The organism is Rhodococcus sp. C1 (genome assembly GCF_020809065.1).
Taxonomy (GTDB): domain Bacteria; phylum Actinomycetota; class Actinomycetes; order Mycobacteriales; family Mycobacteriaceae; genus Rhodococcus_F; species Rhodococcus_F qingshengii.
Window position 1 is genome coordinate 4,188,527 of the sequence record NZ_CP078080.1, and the last position, 17,315, is coordinate 4,205,841.

Annotated in this window: 19 protein-coding genes and 1 riboswitch; of the genes, 12 read left to right on the forward strand and 7 right to left on the reverse strand. The window is 61.2% G+C overall.

All coding sequences use genetic code 11. The features are described 5' to 3' along the window. Window positions 1-46 precede the first annotated feature (46 nt). A riboswitch (TPP riboswitch) is annotated at window positions 47-142 on the forward strand. The 7 genes from KTR60_RS19100 (at window position 130) to KTR60_RS19130 (ending at window position 6,538) form a co-directional block, all read left to right on the forward strand. Continuing rightward, window positions 130-873 (forward strand): TenA family protein, encoded by a 744-nt coding sequence (locus KTR60_RS19100; protein ID WP_007726090.1) that lies wholly within the window; start codon window positions 130-132, stop codon window positions 871-873. It overlaps the preceding riboswitch by 13 nt. Continuing rightward, complete coding sequence (locus KTR60_RS19105; RefSeq protein WP_058037976.1) at window positions 873-1,901, forward strand: ABC transporter substrate-binding protein; 1,029 nt, start codon at window positions 873-875, stop codon at window positions 1,899-1,901. The genes KTR60_RS19100 and KTR60_RS19105 overlap by 1 nt, the downstream gene beginning before the upstream one ends. Then, window positions 1,879-2,682 carry an ABC transporter permease gene (locus KTR60_RS19110; RefSeq protein WP_208690461.1) on the forward strand — a complete coding sequence of 268 codons (804 nt, stop codon included), beginning with the start codon at window positions 1,879-1,881 and terminating at the stop codon, window positions 2,680-2,682. The genes KTR60_RS19105 and KTR60_RS19110 overlap by 23 nt, the downstream gene beginning before the upstream one ends. Before the next feature lie 8 nt (window positions 2,683-2,690). Then, entirely contained in the window at window positions 2,691-3,485 is a 795-nt protein-coding gene (locus KTR60_RS19115; protein WP_228402292.1) for an ABC transporter ATP-binding protein, read from the forward strand. Window positions 3,486-3,773: 288 nt separating this feature from the next. Next, window positions 3,774-4,331, forward strand: a complete 558-nt coding sequence (locus tag KTR60_RS19120; protein ID WP_003941373.1) for a LysM peptidoglycan-binding domain-containing protein — start codon at window positions 3,774-3,776, stop codon at window positions 4,329-4,331. A gap of 165 nt (window positions 4,332-4,496) precedes the next feature. Beyond that, window positions 4,497-4,979, forward strand: coding sequence for a hypothetical protein (locus tag KTR60_RS19125; RefSeq protein ID WP_003941346.1), 483 nt, complete (start codon window positions 4,497-4,499; stop codon window positions 4,977-4,979). Between the two features lie 212 nt (window positions 4,980-5,191). Beyond that, window positions 5,192-6,538, forward strand: a complete 1,347-nt coding sequence (locus KTR60_RS19130; protein ID WP_030536824.1) for a T3SS (YopN, CesT) and YbjN peptide-binding chaperone 1 — start codon at window positions 5,192-5,194, stop codon at window positions 6,536-6,538. 21 nt (window positions 6,539-6,559) lie between these two features. Here KTR60_RS19130 and KTR60_RS19135 read toward each other — a convergent pair whose 3' ends face one another. The 3 genes from KTR60_RS19135 to KTR60_RS19145 all read right to left on the reverse strand — a co-directional run bounded on the left by KTR60_RS19135 (window position 6,560) and on the right by KTR60_RS19145 (window position 10,404). Further along, window positions 6,560-7,927, reverse strand: a complete 1,368-nt coding sequence (locus KTR60_RS19135; RefSeq protein ID WP_228401153.1) for an acetamidase/formamidase family protein — start codon at window positions 7,925-7,927, stop codon at window positions 6,560-6,562. Window positions 7,928-8,040: 113 nt separating this feature from the next. Continuing rightward, window positions 8,041-9,159, reverse strand: coding sequence for a methyltransferase (locus tag KTR60_RS19140; RefSeq protein ID WP_070159798.1), 1,119 nt, complete (start codon window positions 9,157-9,159; stop codon window positions 8,041-8,043). A gap of 129 nt (window positions 9,160-9,288) precedes the next feature. Continuing rightward, window positions 9,289-10,404, reverse strand: a complete 1,116-nt coding sequence (locus tag KTR60_RS19145; RefSeq protein ID WP_228401154.1) for a Glu/Leu/Phe/Val family dehydrogenase — start codon at window positions 10,402-10,404, stop codon at window positions 9,289-9,291. A 219-nt stretch (window positions 10,405-10,623) separates the two neighbouring features. Here KTR60_RS19145 and KTR60_RS19150 point away from each other — a divergent pair, with 219 nt between their 5' ends. Further along, a complete protein-coding gene (locus KTR60_RS19150; protein ID WP_003941343.1) occupies window positions 10,624-11,136 on the forward strand; it encodes an Lrp/AsnC family transcriptional regulator in 513 nt (170 codons plus the stop codon). A 46-nt stretch (window positions 11,137-11,182) separates the two neighbouring features. Then, window positions 11,183-11,644, forward strand: coding sequence for a 6,7-dimethyl-8-ribityllumazine synthase (locus tag KTR60_RS19155; RefSeq protein ID WP_003941401.1), 462 nt, complete (start codon window positions 11,183-11,185; stop codon window positions 11,642-11,644). 56 nt (window positions 11,645-11,700) lie between these two features. Here KTR60_RS19155 and KTR60_RS19160 read toward each other — a convergent pair whose 3' ends face one another. Both KTR60_RS19160 and KTR60_RS19165 read right to left on the reverse strand, forming a co-directional pair. After that, on the reverse strand, window positions 11,701-11,907 hold the full coding sequence (locus KTR60_RS19160; RefSeq protein WP_228401155.1) for a hypothetical protein: 207 nt from the start codon (window positions 11,905-11,907) through the stop codon (window positions 11,701-11,703). A 128-nt stretch (window positions 11,908-12,035) separates the two neighbouring features. Beyond that, complete coding sequence (locus KTR60_RS19165; RefSeq protein WP_267132973.1) at window positions 12,036-12,485, reverse strand: DUF3558 domain-containing protein; 450 nt, start codon at window positions 12,483-12,485, stop codon at window positions 12,036-12,038. A gap of 258 nt (window positions 12,486-12,743) precedes the next feature. Here KTR60_RS19165 and KTR60_RS19170 point away from each other — a divergent pair, with 258 nt between their 5' ends. The 3 genes from KTR60_RS19170 (at window position 12,744) to KTR60_RS19180 (ending at window position 16,289) form a co-directional block, all read left to right on the forward strand. Continuing rightward, the gene (locus KTR60_RS19170; protein ID WP_047270241.1) at window positions 12,744-14,420 is read left to right on the forward strand and encodes an FAD-dependent oxidoreductase; all 1,677 of its coding nucleotides are present in this window, start codon (window positions 12,744-12,746) and stop codon (window positions 14,418-14,420) included. 9 nt (window positions 14,421-14,429) lie between these two features. Further along, window positions 14,430-15,866 carry an ATP-binding protein gene (locus KTR60_RS19175; protein WP_003941311.1) on the forward strand — a complete coding sequence of 479 codons (1,437 nt, stop codon included), beginning with the start codon at window positions 14,430-14,432 and terminating at the stop codon, window positions 15,864-15,866. A 69-nt stretch (window positions 15,867-15,935) separates the two neighbouring features. After that, window positions 15,936-16,289, forward strand: coding sequence for a UBP-type zinc finger domain-containing protein (locus tag KTR60_RS19180; RefSeq protein WP_003941317.1), 354 nt, complete (start codon window positions 15,936-15,938; stop codon window positions 16,287-16,289). A 1-nt stretch (window position 16,290) separates the two neighbouring features. On the opposite strand, the gene KTR60_RS19185 is transcribed toward KTR60_RS19180, so the two are convergent. After that, a complete protein-coding gene (locus tag KTR60_RS19185; RefSeq protein ID WP_007726060.1) occupies window positions 16,291-16,617 on the reverse strand; it encodes a hypothetical protein in 327 nt (108 codons plus the stop codon). A gap of 41 nt (window positions 16,618-16,658) precedes the next feature. Beyond that, complete coding sequence (locus KTR60_RS19190) at window positions 16,659-17,153, reverse strand: DUF3558 family protein (protein ID WP_003941299.1); 495 nt, start codon at window positions 17,151-17,153, stop codon at window positions 16,659-16,661. Between the last annotated feature and the right edge of the window lie 162 nt (window positions 17,154-17,315).

The window sequence follows — 17,315 nt, forward strand, 5'->3', positions numbered from 1 at the left end:
GACGGGTGTGCGCCGAGTACGCAACCCCTCGGTGTTAAGGTCGCCTAGTTCTGACACGGGGTGCTCCGCATGGGCGGGGCTGAGAACACACCCGGGAACCTGATCAGGTAATGCTGACGAAGGGATGTCATGGCTACTACGCAGCCTGCATACAATTCTGCCGAAAACTCGGTGGCCACAGCGCCGTCGACGGATCGGTTCACAGATCGACTCTGGGCCGAGACGAAGGCCCTCCGCGAGTCGATCGACTCACTGGAGTTCCTCCGCCGCCTCGGCGACGGAACATTGCCTCTCGACGCGTTCCGCACGTACATCGAGCAAGACAAGCTTTATCTCGAGGGGTATTCGAAAGCGTTGTCCCTGGTCGCGGCCCATGCCCCGGATCCGCAGTCCGCGGGCTTCTGGTCGAATTCCGCGTCCACGGCAGCGACAGTGGAATCTGCGCTTCACGACGGACTTCTCACCGGTGGAATTCTTCCAGCGGGATCGGGAAGGCTCGAGCATTCGCAGGCCTGCCTGGGATACGTCTCGTATCTGACGGCGACTGCAGCAACTGCGCCTTACCCGGTCTCCGCAGCGGCAGTACTCCCCTGCTTCTGGATCTACGCCGAGGTCGGCCGCGATCTTGCCGCTTCAGCGCGCGAGGTACTCGACGCCGATCCGTCGCATCCGTACGCACAGTGGGTCACGACCTACGACGCACCCGAATTCCACGAGTCGGTGGCGCAGGCCCGCGTGCTGGTCGATGCTGCGGCCGAAGCTGCCACCGAGACAGAGCGTGAGGCGATGAGTGAAGCATTCCGCATCGCCAGCCGCTATGAGCTGATGTTCTGGGATTCCGCACTCCACCAGCAGCCTTGGCCGGCGTCGTGATGTCGTTTGCGGCGCTGCGCCGCACGCTTGCCACGTCTGCCGCGATCGCAGCCGCGTTCACAGTTCTGACCGGATGCGCCTCTGACACCGGCTCTTCCGACGGGACCATTCGGTTCGCACTCGACTGGACACCGAACACGAACCACACCGGTTTGTACGTAGCACTCCAAGAGGGCTACTTCGAGGACGCCGGCCTGGACGTCTCGATCCTGCCGTACAACAACACCTCGCCCGACACCCTGGTCGATGCCGGCAATGCGGAGTTCGGCATCAGCACACAGAGTCAGGCCACGTTCGCCCGTGCAGCCGGCGCCGCCACGACGTCCGTCATCGCGCCACTTCAGCACCGCGCCACCGGCATCGGCGTGAAGGCGGATCGTGCGGACATCACGCGCCCACGTGATCTCGACGGGAAGACGTACGCCGGGTTCGGTGATCCCGGCGAAGTCGAAACGCTGCAGCAGATCATCCGCAACGACGGCGGGACCGGGAACTTCACGACGGTCACGCTCGGAACTTCCGCGTACGAAGCCGTGTACTCGGGCCAGGCAGACTTCACCGTCTCCTACTTTGCTTGGGAAGGCCTCGAAGCGGAGCGAAACGGAACTCCGATGCGGTACTTCCAGTACACCGATTACGGCTTCCCCGATGCGTATTCGATCGTGATCAACGGCAACCAGCAGTGGTTGAAGGACCATCCCGACGAGGCACGCAAGTTCGTCAAAGCCGTTCAACGCGGATATCAGACTGCTGCCGACAACCCGGACCAGGCCGCGCAGGATCTCATCGACGCGAACCCCGGAGCTTTCACCGACGAAGACCTCGTGCGTGAGAGTCAGCGGATGCTCGCCGCCGACTACATGAAAGACGTCAACGGCGTTGTGGGCGCCCAGAATCTCGAAACCTGGTCGGGTTATTCGGGATTCCTCTTCGAGAACGGATTGCTCGCCGGACCCGACGGGAAGCCGTTGACCCAGAAGCCGGACTGGTCGGAGTACTTCACCAATGAGTATCTCGACGCGTCCTGACGTGAGCGGACGGTTGGTCTCGACCATGCGGCGGGCGCTTCCCGCGCTCGCCGTGGTGGTGCTCCTCGTGGCGGCGTGGCAGGTCTACGTCGAGATCAGTGGGATTCGGCCGCAAGTACTTCCGTCTCCGGGGCGCGTTCTGTCCCAGGGGTGGGACAACCGCGAGATCATCTCCGGCCACGCCTGGTCGACATTGCAGGTCACGTTGGTCGGCTTCACTGTTTCATTGGTGTTGGCCTGGATTCTTGCTGTGGTCGTGGACTTTTCGCCGTGGTTGTCACGCGCGCTGGTACCACTTTTCGTCGTCTCGCAGACGCTGCCGATCATCGCCATCGCGCCGCTGATGATCATCTGGTTCGGCTTCGGGCTGTTGCCGAAGGTGTTGGTGATCGCCCTTGCGACGTTCTTCCCCATGACCATCGGACTCATCGAGGGATTTGCCGCGGCCGATCGGGAAGCGGGCGCTCTCCTGCGCAGTATGGGCAGCACTCGCTGGCAGGAGTTCCGATACGTTCGCCTTCCTTCGGCAATTCCGCGATTCTTCACTGCCCTGCGCATCGGCATCACGTATGCGGTCGTGGGTGCGGTGTTCTCCGAATACGTCGGCGCTACTTCCGGTTTGGGTATCTACATGAGCACCCAGAAGAACTCCTTCCGCACCGACCTGGTGTTGGCGGCCGTACTGGTGACCGCGTTGATCAGTGTCACGCTGTACTTGCTGACGTTCGCCATCGAGCGCATCGTTGCACCATGGGCGATGAACGAAAGGTCGCGGACATGACTGACCCGATGGTCGAGGATGCAATGGTCGAAATCCAGGACCTGACCAAGAGGTTCGACACGGCCGGAGAATCGCGTCTCGTGCTCGATTCGGTGTCCTTTGGCGCCGACGCGGGCGAATTCGTGTCGGTGATCGGGCCGAGCGGCTGCGGCAAGAGCACGATCTTCAACGTCCTGGCCGGGCTCGAATCCCCGACCGCGGGTTCGGTCCGTGTGGGCACGCGCGCAACGGAATCCGAAGCAGCCGCCGAGGTGCACACCGCGTACATGCCGCAGAAAGATCTTCTGTTCCCTTGGCGCTCGGTACTGGACAACACGGCCCTCGGTTTGGAAGTGCAGGGAGTCGGCAAGAAGGAAGCACGCGAGCGCGCTCGCGAGTTGTTCCCGGCGTTCGGACTGTCCGGATTCGAGGACGCCCGGCCGTCACAGCTGTCCGGCGGCATGCGCCAGCGAGCGGCGATGCTGCGCACCGTTGTTCAGGGCAGACCTGTCCTGCTGCTCGACGAGCCGTTCGGCGCACTGGACTCGTTGACCCGCACCGAGATGCAGGCCTGGCTGCAAGACGTGTGGCAGCAGTACCGGTGGACCGTGCTGATGATCACCCACGATATTCGTGAAGCGATCTATCTGTCCGATCGCGTGGTCGTTCTGTCGGCGAGGCCGGCAACGGTCAGGTGCGTCGTCGACGTTCCCTTGCCGAGGCCACGCGAACTGGACATGATCACCTCGCCCGAGTTCGCCGACGTCGAGCGTGAACTGCTTGCCGTTCTCCACGACGAGACGCGCAAGTCGCTACACCCCTAGCGGTTACTGACAATGCGCTGAGAGCGCGCCGATTTCACCTGCCGTTCAAGAGAAAGTGCATCGCAACGGTGCAACTTCGCGTAGGATGTCGCGGCGCTTTCGCCCAAAACGCCTTAATATCAGCAAGATCCGAACGCTCGACACGCAATCCGTCAACGCTGCACAATTCTCTGTACTCTTCGGTAACGTACACTCGGTCGCCTACGAGACCAACGGCCAGAAGGTAACTGGACGGTAAAGCGGAATCGTGGAGGCACAGTCATCGCAACAGATTTGGAAAGGGACAGCGTGAGCACACTGCAGTCAGGTCAGAGCCTCGGAGTCGGCCAGGAACTCAAGTCCGACAACGGCGCATACACCCTCACCTTGCAGGACGACGGCAACCTGGTTCTGTCCGAGGGCGGACAGGCTGTTTGGGCCGCAGGCACCAACGGATCCGGCGCCAACCGCGCCGAGGTGCAGGCTGACGGAAACTTCGTCATCTACAAGGACTCCGACGCCGTGTGGGCATCGCAGACCGCAGGCAACGACGGTGCCTCCCTCTCGGTTCAGGACGATCGCAACGTCGTTCTGTCCGCCGGCGGAAATGCTCTGTGGTCGTCGGACACTGCAATCGCAGCGCCGGCCGCCGAGGCTGCCCCGGAGCCCGCTCCGGCACCCGAGCCCGAGCCTGCCCCCGCCGCTCCGGCAGCGCAGAGCTACACCGTCGAAAGCGGCGACACCCTGTGGGCGATCGCAGAGCGTTTCTACGGTGACGGCAACCAGTACCAGCGCATCGCGGATGCAAACGGCATCCCGAACCCGGATCTCATCAACGCCGGTCAGGTACTGACGATCCCCGCCTGATTCACTGCTTGACCTGGCCCTGGGTGCCGACGTCCGCGTCGACACCCAGGGCCTTTTGTGTTCTACGCCACACAGATTCGCGTCCCGCCCAGCAGACCCTGATACTCCATTGCGGCATCTTTTCGCCTACAGTACTTCCGTACTGCTCCCGAAGGACAGGTGTGCATGAAAGACAGAACAGTCATGATCGGCGCTGTCGCAGTGGCCGCTCTTTCTCTGACATCAGGCCTCGTTTTCGGCGGAGCAGCCGGCGCATTCGGTGCCGGCGGCCCTGTGGTGAAGCCTCCCACTCTGGTCTCGTCGGTTTCCGTGGAGTCCGTCGCCGGGATCGAACCGGCCGCGTTCTACAGCTCGGTTGCAGTCCCCACGGTTGTCATCCCGCCGACGCCGACCTGGCGAATCGCCGACGAGACGACCGCTCCTCGCAATCAGCCGCTTGTGGTGACCGCGACAAGCACGAGCTCCGCCACCTCGACTACGACGGCCACCAGTACGACAACACCCGTCTCATCCACCACAACTGCGTCGGCTACCGCGACCTCGTCACCGACCGCGACGGCCACAACCACCAAGACCAGCACCACCCCCGTTGTCACGACCGGGTCCACGCCGCCCGTCGTCGAGGTCTCGCCCGTTCTCGCCGGATAACCCTCGCCCTTTCGCCCGCACACCGCCTGGCGTGACGGCGGTTACAGGCACACTTCAGTCGCCGCTCTCGAATAACCGATCTACCTGCGACTACCTTCCTCGCCGTCACGGTTCGTGGTCCGCTGCAATCCGGTCGACCGGAAAAGGACAGCAGCATTGTCGGAGCCTCGCGATACCGTATAGGTCTGAGCTTTTGCGGAAGGAGGTGGCTGATGAGCGCAATGGGCTTCGATCTCGATGTCAGTGTCGACCGGGCGTGGGCAGAATTTCAACGTCGCCTCGGCGATCACATTTCCATCATGGTCGACGGCGACGTGCTTGCCGTGGAATCGTCCACCGGCGACTTCGATCCAGCTGACGGCGCAGCGCCATGCGTTCAGTTCCTCGTGTGGGACAAGAACACAGTCCGCTGCGAGGTTCCTTCCAACGACTTCCTTCATCCACGCTATCGACTCGAAGATGCCGACGAACAAAAGTTGATCGCACTCGGCTGGAATCCGCCTTCCGAGAATCTCGAGGATCCGAACAACTCCCCCGCCTTCTGCGTCGACAAGGCACAGAACTGGGCCGATCAGCTCGCAGCGATGACTGTCGCTGCATTCCGTGATGTGTTCGGTGTGCAGCACCCGGCTTTTCTATCCAGCGATCTCACCGGCAACGAGCAGACTCCGGATTTCGATCCGTCGGTCGTCGAGTCGACAGAACTTCCGACCCTCGACCCCACCGCGGCCTACATGCCCAACGACATCGACCATCTCAAGGAGTTGGTCACTCTCGCTTTGCTTCCCATGCTCGGCACTCTTCCCGAGCGAGACAGCGACGGCGACATACCCATTCGTGTCGGTTCGACTGTCATGTTCGTCGGTCCACTTTCCGAGTCCATGGACGTGCAGTTGTTCTCGCCGCTCGTTCAGGACATCAGCAACCGCACCCGTGCAGCCGAGGTCATCGCCGATCTCAACCGCAAGTGGTCGCGCATCAAGTTCGTCTTGATCGACGACCGTCTGTCGGTGTTCCTCGAGGTGGCGGGTTCACCATTCGTTCCCAAGCAACTCACCGATACGTGCGCCGCCCTGACATCGTTCCTGCGTACCGTGGACGACGAGTTCGCCGCACGCGTCGGCGGAGACCTCTTCTTCGCGAACAAGAGCGGTGATTCCTCCTCGCTGCAGCCCGATCTGACAGCCGAGGACCTGCCTCCCGAACTCGAGACCCTGCTGCACCTCGATCTGGATGTGGCCGAGGATCTCGACGCGGTAGCCGATGTCTGCGGTCGTGATCGCGATCTGATTCTTCAGCTCCTCCACATCAGCAACGAATGGCAGATTCAGCTGCGTAGTCAGGCTGTGGACGCCCACAGTCGCGGGGACGCCGAAGAGGCGGCGGGCTACGAGGATCAGGTCGGCGGGTGGGAACTCATGGTCGACCGTCTGCGCGGGGCTTTGCGACTGGTGGTCCTGCCCAATTCTCGGACCGAGACGCCGGCAAAGCCGCAACCTGAGCAGATGGGCTTGTTTGCCGATCCCTTGCAACAGAGCCTCTTCGACGATCCGTCCTGATAACACGGATCGCCTTTCCCGCTATTCGAAGTGGGATTTGACGATCTGTCCGTGGACGCCCACGGTTCGATCGACTACCTGCGAGACCGTGAAATCGGCTGCGGCAGAAAGATAGGCGTAGGCCGTCGCTCGATCCATTCCGCGATCATGCTCGAGGAAGTCGAGCGCGTTGACCACCGCGCGCCGCATGGCGCCGTTGAGGTCACTGTTCTGCCCATCGACCGAACCGTTGGGGTCGGACAGGCCGATCGGAATCCAGGCCTCCTCGGTCTCGGCGAACGGGTATCCGAAAGCCACCGATGGAGCGTCACCGGAATCCTTCTTACACACGCTGAGTCGGAACGTGCCGCGCAGCGATCCTTCCATCGCGGTCAACGCTGCCTCACCGTCTCCCATCGCCATGTGGGGGTCACCGACGTAGAACAGGGCGCCTTCGGCAAAGACCGGCAAATAGAAGGTTGATCCAACACCGAGATGCCTGATGTCGATGTTTCCGCCGCCCAGCGTCGGAGGAATGGAGTTCGACGACGGGGATGTCGGGTCGGCATCCGAGGAATAGGCAACTCCCATCATTCCCATGAAGGGCCGCAGGGGAAACCGCACCTTCGACTGTCCGAAAGGCATCACGCCCTTGCCGTCTTCGATCGCCGTGAAAGTGGAAACACCGCCGTACTTCAACGGGTCCTTTGTTGCGCGCCCGTCTGTGGCGACCGGCGGCATGACTTCGTCCAGAGTGATTCCCGCTGGAGCGGTTCCGTCTGCTGTGACGGCGAGAGCGCCCTTGCCGTGTCTGCTCGACACAACGCCGTACGGCACGCGGGGAATGGCTTCGAGAGTCTCGATCTTGAGTACGTCTCCAGGCTGGGCGCCTTCGACGAAGACCGGGCCGGTGACGACGTGCGGTCCGTCCTTGTCGAAGTTTCGTTCGGTTCGGTTGTATTCGGCCGCAACGGCAATCGCATCCTCGAGCACGTCCTTATCGGAAACGCCTTTGCTACCGAAGTATTCGAGAGGATTGCGCCCTTGATCCTCGAGAATTCCCTCGTGCGAGAGGGCGTCGATCGTGACGGTCTGGCCCGACTTCATCCGCATCACCTCGCGGGTGTGGATGTTGGGCACATAACCCCACATGACGTCCGACGGATCCGAACTCAGATAGTGATCGCCACTGACGTTTCCGCTGCCCGGTTGCAGAATCGGAATGCCATCGGCGAACGGTAGTGCAGAGGAGGACGATCCAGCCGGTGACGCGTTCGAGTGCGCGCATCCCGAAGCCACACCGGCAACTCCTACGCCCGCACCGAGGGCAGCGACTGCCCTCATGAATCCGCGTCGGCCAAGACCTTTCGTCAGGTCTTCGGCTGCGTTGCGGGCAAGAGTGTATTCCATCGAGATTCCTCCGGAGTGCGTGACGATGTGCGACTGCGAAGAAAGCTAGACCCGATTTGTTACTCGTTCATTACCATTTCATGGCAAGGAAATACCGCTGACTGAGAATGAATTCAGCGACGGCGAAGCCGCCAGAGCGAGGTCGTCTCTCGTGCCCGGGCAGCGTGAAGCGCATCGGTTCGGTCACTGACCTTTGCGTGCGTCGGTTTGACGTCCATGCGATCGACAACAGTGAGTCCACCGGCCGCAATCAGGTCGTGTAGTTCGGATCGCGTTCGGAGACCGAGGTGTTCGGCAATGTCCGAGAGGATCAGCCACGCTTCTCCCCCGTCGTCCAGATGCGCTGCGACACCAGTCAGGAAGCCCTTCAGCATCGCTCCAGCGGGGTCGTAGACGGCGTATTCGATGGGCGAGGTGGCCTTGGCCGGAATCCAGGGAGGATTGCAGACCACCAACGGAGCGGTGCCTTCGGGAAAGAGGTCTGCTTCCACCACGGTCACCTGATCGCCGTAGCCAAGCCGCGAGAGGTTGCTACGAGCGCATTGCAGTGCCCGGGGGTCCTGGTCGGTGGCCGTCACTGCCTTGACACCGCGCTGCGCCAGTACGGCAGCAAGAACGCCGGTGCCGGTGCCGATGTCGAAAGCCGATTCCGTCGACGGCAGTGGCGCAGACGCGACAAGATCGACATACTCCCCGCGGACGGGTGAGAACACTCCGAAGGCGGGATGCACTCGTGCGTCGAGAGCCTCGATGAAAACACCTTTGCGGTGCCACTCGTGAGCGCCGATCGCGCCGAGGATGTCACGCAACGAGCGAACCGAAGGCTCACCGGTAATCCCGAAAGCTTCGGTCAACGCGACTTGCGCGTCCGGGGCTCGCCGGAGTGGAATCGACAGATCTGCATCCAAGGGAATGAGCAGCATGCCGAGGATCTGCGCGCGGCGTCCTTGGGTCTGCCGGTGGAGATGGAAGGCTTTGGCTGGGTCGTCGGACGCTCGGCGCGGCTTGCGGTCGATGCGCGACGCGACGGCCTTCGACAGTTGGCGAGCGTTCTGAAAATCTCCGCGCCACAACAACGCCGTGCCTTCGCATGCCAAGCGATAGGCGTCGTCGGCCTTCATCGTGTCGTCGGCGACGACGATGCGCTTGGGCACCGGGGCGTTGCTCGTCGAACCCCAACGGGCCGATTGCTCGACGTCGTTCTCGGTCCACACTGCGAATTGTTCAGTCATGTAAGCCCTTCCGGCGTCCGACGCATAGCGGCCGGTCTACCGGCTGATGTGGTCCAGATCTGCAAAATCTGCTCGTCTGGTGTCCACACTAGTCGGGACCGGCCGCGCTACATGACTGCGAGAGGGATGTCAGCCCTTGGCGACGCGAGCTGCCTCGGCGATCCGAGCCTCGGCGACCGCGTCAGCAGCCTCGCCGGCGAGGATTCCGTTGTTCTTCGACTTCGCGAAGATCTCGGTGACCGTGTCGAAGATCTTCTCGACCTTGAGCTTGACTTCTTCGGCCGAGTTGCCCTTCAGCTCGCCGGCAACCTGGATGAGGCCGCCGCCGTTGGCGACGTAATCGGGGGTCCAGGTGATGCCGCGGTCGCGGAGAATGTTCTCGACCTCGGGCACGGTGAGCTGGTTGTTGGCAGCGCCGCAGACAACCTCGGCCTTGATCGAGCGTGCGGTCGTGTCGGTGAGGGTTGCGCCCATCGCGCAGGGTGCGTAAACGTCGAGATCGGCGTCGATGATGCTGTCGACGATGCTCACCTGCGGGAAGTCAGCCTTGACGCGGTCGAGCGCTGCGGCGTTGACGTCGGTCGCGAGAACGGTCGCGCCGTCTGCGAGGAGGAGCTTGATCAGCTCGTAGCCGACCTTGCCTGTGCCTTCGACACCAACAGTCTTGCCTGCGAGCGACGGAGTGCCCCAATGCGACTGCGCCGCGGCGCGCATCGACTGGAATACGCCGAGGGCCGTCATCGGAGCGCTGTCGCCGGAACCGCCGACCGTAGCGTTGCGGCCGACGACGAAGTCGGTGTTACGACCGATGATGTCGAGATCGTTGGAGTTGGTTCCGACGTCACCAGCGGTGATGTAGCGGCCGCCGAGGGTCTGGACGAATTTTGCGTAGGCGCCGAGCAATTCGTCGGTCTTGGCCGTTGCGGGGTCGCCAATGATGACAGCCTTGCCGCCGCCGAGGTCGACGCCGGCAACCGCAGCCTTGTAGGTCATGCCGCGCGAGAGGCGCAAAACGTCTGTGACTGCGGCGGATTCGTCGGAGTACGGGTAGAAGCGCGTTCCGCCGAGCGCGGGGCCGAGCGTCGTGGAGTGGATGGCGACGATGGCCTTGAGGCCGCTCGCGGGATCCTGGAAGAAGCTCACCTGCTCGTGGGGGTAATCGCGCAGGTAGTCGGCGCGATCGAACACGCCCGCAGTGTCGTCATGGGAAACAACGGAGTTCACGGGCTCGGCGGTGAGAGTCATTGTGGGATAGACCTTTCCGAAGGATAAACGGGGCGCAGTCGAAATATTGGGGCGAATTGGCCATTGGGTACTATTAGGGACAAATAACCCAAAGAGAATCCCGCTGAGCAATTCGTGGAACCAATGCTCTGCCTGAGTTACGATTTGGTCAATGCAAATCTCTTGAACTAGTCAATTCGATCATCCAGTGACTCATATCACTGAGGAGAGGTTCACAAAGTGCTCAGCATCGACAAGCTCGACGTCCAGTTGCTCGGTCTGCTCAGCAAGGACTCGAGGATGAGTGTGGCCGAGTTGGCCAACTCGTTGGGCGTCGCCCGCAACACCGTCCAGTCGCGAATGAAGCGCATGGAATCCAACGGACTTCTCACCGGGTTTCGGCCGAATCTCAATCTCCCCGAGGTCGGTATCCCGATTCAGGCATTTGTCGGTCTGGAACTCGAGCAGGGCAAGATCAGTGCAGTCGCTCGGAGTCTGACCGAGTTGCCCGAGGTGATCGAAATTCACGCCACGACCGGTCGCGAGGATTTGCTCGTTCGCGTCGCCACCTCGACGCACGCGGCCCTGCAGAAGTTGGCCGAGCAGATCGTGTCACTTCCAGGCGTCACGCATTCGACCACGACCATCGCTCTGACCAATCCCCTTCCGTATCGAATTCAGCCTCTCCTCGAGCACCTCACCAATGACGCCGGCTGGGGTCGTTCGACCGCCTTCCCCCGTCAGCAGGACTAGGACGGGTGGTCGCGTCGATGCTTCCAAGTGCGCTAGTTTCATGGTTATGAGTGAGATCCAGGGACAGCGCATCGCGTTCATTCAGGCGACGTGGCATCGCAACATCGTCGACCGTGCACGCGACGGATTCACCGACGCGATCGTCGAGCTCGGCTACCCCAAGGACACGGTTGATTTCTTCGAGGTACCGGGAGCTTTCGAGATCCCGCTGCACGCCCGGCGGTTGGCCAAGACCGGCCGCTACCAGGCGATCGTTGCCGCAGGTCTGGTCGTCGACGGCGGTATCTACCGGCATGACTTCGTGGCAACGGCCGTTATCGACGGTCTGATGCGCGTGCAGCTCGACACCGATGTTCCGGTCTTCTCGGTGGTTTTGACGCCGCACCACTTCCACGAGCACGCCGAGCACGTCGACTACTTCAGCACGCATTTCGTGAAGAAGGGCGCCGAGGCTGCTCGCGCGGTCGACGCCACCGTCAAGTCGTTGAAGGCCCTGCCCACCAGCTAGTCGTTACCCAAGTCTCGCTGAGTCGAATGCCATCGACTCAGCGAGATTTTTTGTGTCTATCGAGGGGTGTCGACGCTTGCCAGTGCGGAGGCATTCGAGCCCTCGACTTCGCCATAGCGGTCGACGCATTGCTGGAAGAAGTCCCGCATCTCGGTGACCACCTGAATGTGGCTGGTCAACGACTTCTCCAACGAATCTTCACCGCCGACGGCCTTCTTGGAGAACTTCGCGGCGAGGTCCTGCCCAGACTTGAGTGTTCCCATCCCCTTCACGTCTCCGATTCGCTCACACATGAGCACCATCGCTCGCAGCTCGTCGAGCAACGAATTACAAGCACATACAATCGGTTTCGCAACATCGGGCTCGACAATCACAAGCCCCCTCGCCGTGCTCACCGCGGGAGGTCCCCGTCGAGGTGTTCTGCGACGTCTGCAACCAATTCACACGCCGACTCTTGGTGCGTGACCCCGGCCTTTGCTTCGACATTTACCCACACCGAACCCTGCGTTGCCGCAAAAGCCACGTAGCACCCATCGGCTGCTGCATCGCTTCCTCGCTGGAACCGGATACCCGCGCGATCGCCAATAGTCATTTCAACAAACTCCGCATATTCCGGGTTTCGGGTCACTTCAATCTGGGTGTATCGGTTGGAGAGAACTGACACGAAGAACCACGTTCCCGTCCATGAGCAAATTCTCCATCCAGGCTGCTCAACTCCCGCGATATCAACTTCCTCGGTAGCCGGATCAAGCCCCACTTCTTCCAACACCGAGTCCGGAATGTCCTTGCACGGATCGAACAGACCCTCTTCGCCGGATGCAGGCTCAGCCGCCCCCTCCACGACTGAGCTGCATCCTGCCGCAGCCCACACCAACACCCCAGCCATGAGCAGTCGCCCAACCCCCACCGACCCCCGCATGACACCCCCTGTTGATGTGGACCCACTGTATTGGATGCACCGGAGGCTCGATCGGTTCCCGCAATCAAGAAATTCCCAGTTCAGGTTCGCCGGTTCACTCAGAGCGCATCTTCAGCGATTGACGCTCAGCTCAGCAGTCGCATACTGGAGAGGTTGACTACGACTTCGGGAAGGCACCGAGTGAGCGCACCGAAAGCCCCGGCCAAACCAGCAATCCTCAGCGTCGACGACGATCCTGGTGTTTCGCGTGCCGTCGTTCGAGACCTTCGCAAACGGTACGGAGAGAAGTACCGAATCATTCGTGCGGAGTCCGGCGACCAGGCTCTCGAAACCTTGCGTGAAATGAAACTTCGCGGCGATGCAGTCGCTGTGATCGTCGCCGATTACCGCATGCCCGGTTTGAGTGGAATCGAGTTCCTCGAACAGGCAATGGACCTGTATCCCGTAGCTCGTCGCGTTCTCCTCACCGCGTACGCCGACACCGATGCTGCGATCGACGCCATCAACGTCGTCGACCTCGACCACTACCTCCTCAAGCCTTGGGATCCGCCGGAAGAGAAGCTGTACCCCGTCATCGATGCGCTGCTCGATGCCTGGGCAAGTTCGAGTCATCACCCCGCCGAGGAAACCAAGGTGATCGGCCATCGTTGGTCCGAGCGATCATCCGACGTCCGAGAGTTCTTGGCACGCAACCAACTTGCCTATCGCTGGTACATGTCGGACGAACCCGAAGGACAACGGCTGCTCTCCGCTGCCGGTACCGACGACCTGCGACTTCCCGTCGTCATCGCATCCAATGGGGATGTACTCGTCGAGCCCACTGACGCCGAACTCGCCGACAAACTCGGGTTGAGTACCACCCTCTCCGAAGACTTTTACGATCTCGTTGTCATCGGCGGCGGCCCTGCGGGTCTGGGGGCTGCCCTGTACGGCGCTTCGGAGGGGCTTCGGACGGTTCTCATCGAACGGCGGGCGACTGGCGGTCAGGCCGGCCAGAGTTCACGAATCGAGAACTACCTCGGCTTCCCCGACGGAGTTTCCGGCGCACAGTTGGCCGATCGCGCAAGACGCCAGGCAACCAAGTTCGGCGCCGAGGTCATCACCGCGCGAGACGTCACCGGTTTGGAAATCAACGGCTCGGCCCGCACCGTGCGTTTCGACGACGGTTCGTCGGTCGACGCCCATTCGGTCATCTTGGCGACCGGTGTTTCCTATCGCCAACTGTCGGCGCCGGGGCTCGATACCTACACCGGCCGAGGGGTTTACTACGGATCGGCCGTCACCGAAGCTGCACGGTGCAGCGAGCAGGATGTGTACATAGTCGGCGGCGCCAATTCGGCAGGGCAAGCTGCGGTCTATCTCTCCCGCGGAGCTAGGTCCGTCACCATTCTCATTCGCGGCAACTCGCTCGAAGCCTCGATGTCCTACTACCTGATTCAGCAGATCGAAAAGAATCCGAAGATCACCGTGCGCACGTGCACGGAGGTAGTCGGCGCTGAGGGTGACGATCATCTCGAACGAATCACACTGCGTAACAGAGCCACCGGAGAAGAAGACACTGTCAATGCTCAGTGGTTGTTCATCTTCATCGGTGCCGCTCCCCTGACCGACTGGCTCGGAGACGTGGTGGTCCGCGACGGAAATGGCTTCGTTCTTGCCGGCCCGGACCTTCCGTCCGAGGGCGTCACCCCGGACGGGTGGCCGCTTGATCGCGCACCACATCATCTCGAAACCAGTGTCCCTGGAGTGTTTGTCGCCGGGGACGTACACGCCGAATCGGCCAAGCGCGTCGCGTCGGCCGTCGGAGAGGGCGCGATGGCCGTGATGTTCGTCCACCGCTATCTCGCTCAACAATAGGGAGATTCGATGTCCATTCCTGAATGCAGCCCAGACTTGCTTCGCACCCTGTTCCTGTTCGAGAAGCTCACCGACGATCAGCTCGAATCACTCTGCCAGGCAGGCCATATCACCGAGATCGATCGAGGTCAGGTCTACCTCGAAGGTGAGCCTGCCACCTGCTTCTACGTCCTCATCGAGGGCGAGGTGGTGCTGTCCAAGCTGTCGGGCGGCGAAGACATCGAGATCAACAGGACCACCCAGCGCGGCGTCTACTCGGGAGGCTGGACGGCGTATCTCGGCGATCGTGTACCGCAGGTCTACGCGGGGTCGATGCGAGTGACGACTCCTTCGACGTTTTTCGTCCTGGACGCCGACAAGTTCGGCAACGCGATGCGCGAGTGGTTTCCAATGGCGGTTCATCTACTCGAAGGTGTTTTCTTCGGCAAGAAGAACACTCAGCAGATCATCGACCAGCGAGAGCGACTCCTTGCACTCGGATCACTGTCGGCCGGGTTGACTCACGAGCTCAATAACCCTGCAGCCGCAGCGGTTCGAGCGACAGCCTCTTTGCGCGAGCGTGTTGCAGGCATGCGTCACAAACTGGGGATGGTTGCATCGGGCACCTACGACCGCGATGCCCTCGTCACTCTCATGCGACTTCAAGAGGAAGTTGCAGAGGTTGTCGCCAAGGCGCCGACGCTCACTCCCCTCGAAGCCTCCGATCGGGAGGATTCGTTGGGTGAATGGTTCGAGGATCATTCGATTCGAGAAGGTTGGGACCTGGCTCCGACCTTCGTGCAGGCTGGACTCGACACCGCTTGGCTCGAGAACGTTGCTGCAGCCGTTGACGAGTCCGTACTCGAGGGCGCAATTCGCTGGCTGAATTACACCATCGAATCCGAACTACTGATGAACGAGATCGCCGACTCCACAACGAGAATCTCGACGCTCGTCGGTGCGGCGAAACAGTATTCTCAGATGGACCGCGCTCCCTTCCAGACCATCGATGTCCACGAATTGCTCGACAGCACGTTGATCATGTTGGGGCAAAAGATCGGAAGCGGAATCGAAGTCGTCAAGGAATACGACCTCGCGCTGCCACCGATCGACGCCTACGCCGCCGAACTCAATCAGGTGTGGACCAACCTCATCGACAATGCGGTGTCTGCCATGGACGGATCGGGAACACTCACCGTTCGGACAAGCCGCGACGGTGACCGCGTGTGCATCGAGATCTGCGACACCGGCGCCGGGATTCCCGATGACGTCATCGACAGGATCTTCGAACCCTTCTTCACGACTAAGCCTGTCGGTGAGGGAACCGGTCTCGGCCTTGATATTTCGTGGCGAATTGTGGTCGGCAAGCATCGTGGTGAGCTGCGGGTCACGTCGGAGCCCGGTAACACCCGGTTCAGAGTTTTGTTGCCAATCGCGGGCCCACCGCGGGATACGCGCGACGACTAGCCACCTTGCACGGCCGGTAGGCAAAGCGCACGATGAAATGACCGACTTCAGTCAGCGAGAGGGTGGACCATGACCGACGGACTTCCAGCGGGGATCGATCCGAGCGTGCCGCCCAGTGGCGCGGGATGCGTCGAATGCGATGCGAGCGGCGGTTGGTGGGTGCACCTGCGTCGATGCGCGCAATGCGGTCACGTGGGGTGTTGCGACTCCTCACCGTCACAGCACGCGAGCAAGCATGCGGCCTCGACAAAGCATCCGTTCATGCAGAGCTACGAACCCGGTGAGGATTGGTTCTGGAGCTTCGAAACCAACGAGGCGTACGACGGACCTGAATTGGCGGCGCCCACTTCACATCCCGTAGATCAGCCGACGCCGGGACCTAAGGGTCGTGTCCCAGCCGATTGGCAGCAACACATCCACTGACTCAGTTCGGTTGGTCGATCGACCTCAAAGTCGAGACGTTCGACGACTCCTGATCCAATGCGTTGTCGATGCAGGCTTGAAACTGAGCCTGCATTGCCTCCACGACCGCGATATGACTCGCCAACACATCGACGAGCGCATCCGGGCCGCCAACCGCCTTTTCCTCGAACTTAACCTGCAGTGCCCGGGCGGATCCGAGAGTGCCGAAGCCTCCCACTTGCCCGAGATAGTTCGCATCGTCCGACAGTGACCTGAACAGCGAAATTAGATCATCACACGCCTTCGCCAGATCCTCTGCGACCCTCTTCTCCAGATACAAACCGGACATCACATACTCCAATTCACTACGAGTCGAATCTCTTCCGAGCGTTATTCGGGAAGCAGCGGTAACACGGTCAGACCGACCCGCTCAACCAGTTCACACGGAGTTTCGGGGCGCTGGTCTCCGACTTTCGCACCCACTCGAATCATCGCCGTGGACTGAGCAGTCGCGAAGGCGATATTGCACGCGGTGTCCGCCTTGTCATTGTGTTCCTGGAACATCAGGACCTGTCGGCCGGCGAGTTGAATTCGATGTAGATCGCGCATCACCGGATTTGCTTCGACTTCCGCAAGCGAGTGTGTTGTGGAAGTCAGACGGAGGAAGAACCAAGATCCTTCCCACTTGCATATATTGAACCCATCGATATGGGTGTTGACTATGTCAACCTCTTTTGTTGCCGGGTCAACTCCGACTCTCTCCAATTCCTCATTGCTGAGAACCTCACACGGATCAAACATCCCAATCACATCGACAGGGAAAGCCTCGCCCTCTACGGTCGAGGAACAACCCCCAACCAACAGCGCGGCCGCGACCAGGACCACTGCACCCCTCACTCCCACAGCACTCCCCCTCGTTCGCGGCCCGCTCACAGTATTGGACGCTCGCCAGCACCGATCGGTTCCACCCCATTGCATTCCGTTGCAACCCTTCACCCACGCCGATAATCGGCCTAACGTCGATCTACCAGGGGATTCACAACGAAG

What these genes read in the sequence shown, in the direction of transcription:
- KTR60_RS19100 (WP_007726090.1), top strand. Translation starts at nt 130, where the DNA reads ATGGCTACTACGCAGCCTGCATACAATTCTGCCGAAAACTCGGTGGCC.
- KTR60_RS19105 (WP_058037976.1), top strand. Translation starts at nt 873, where the DNA reads ATGTCGTTTGCGGCGCTGCGCCGCACGCTTGCCACGTCTGCCGCGATC.
- KTR60_RS19110 (WP_208690461.1), top strand. Translation starts at nt 1,879, where the DNA reads ATGAGTATCTCGACGCGTCCTGACGTGAGCGGACGGTTGGTCTCGACC.
- KTR60_RS19115 (WP_228402292.1), top strand. Translation starts at nt 2,691, where the DNA reads ATGGTCGAGGATGCAATGGTCGAAATCCAGGACCTGACCAAGAGGTTC.
- KTR60_RS19125 (WP_003941346.1), top strand. Translation starts at nt 4,497, where the DNA reads ATGAAAGACAGAACAGTCATGATCGGCGCTGTCGCAGTGGCCGCTCTT.
- KTR60_RS19130 (WP_030536824.1), top strand. Translation starts at nt 5,192, where the DNA reads ATGAGCGCAATGGGCTTCGATCTCGATGTCAGTGTCGACCGGGCGTGG.
- KTR60_RS19135 (WP_228401153.1), bottom strand. Translation starts at nt 7,927, where the DNA reads ATGGAATACACTCTTGCCCGCAACGCAGCCGAAGACCTGACGAAAGGT.
- KTR60_RS19140 (WP_070159798.1), bottom strand. Translation starts at nt 9,159, where the DNA reads ATGACTGAACAATTCGCAGTGTGGACCGAGAACGACGTCGAGCAATCG.
- KTR60_RS19145 (WP_228401154.1), bottom strand. Translation starts at nt 10,404, where the DNA reads ATGACTCTCACCGCCGAGCCCGTGAACTCCGTTGTTTCCCATGACGAC.
- KTR60_RS19155 (WP_003941401.1), top strand. Translation starts at nt 11,183, where the DNA reads ATGAGTGAGATCCAGGGACAGCGCATCGCGTTCATTCAGGCGACGTGG.
- KTR60_RS19160 (WP_228401155.1), bottom strand. Translation starts at nt 11,907, where the DNA reads ATGGGAACACTCAAGTCTGGGCAGGACCTCGCCGCGAAGTTCTCCAAG.
- KTR60_RS19175 (WP_003941311.1), top strand. Translation starts at nt 14,430, where the DNA reads ATGTCCATTCCTGAATGCAGCCCAGACTTGCTTCGCACCCTGTTCCTG.
- KTR60_RS19180 (WP_003941317.1), top strand. Translation starts at nt 15,936, where the DNA reads ATGACCGACGGACTTCCAGCGGGGATCGATCCGAGCGTGCCGCCCAGT.
- KTR60_RS19185 (WP_007726060.1), bottom strand. Translation starts at nt 16,617, where the DNA reads ATGTCCGGTTTGTATCTGGAGAAGAGGGTCGCAGAGGATCTGGCGAAG.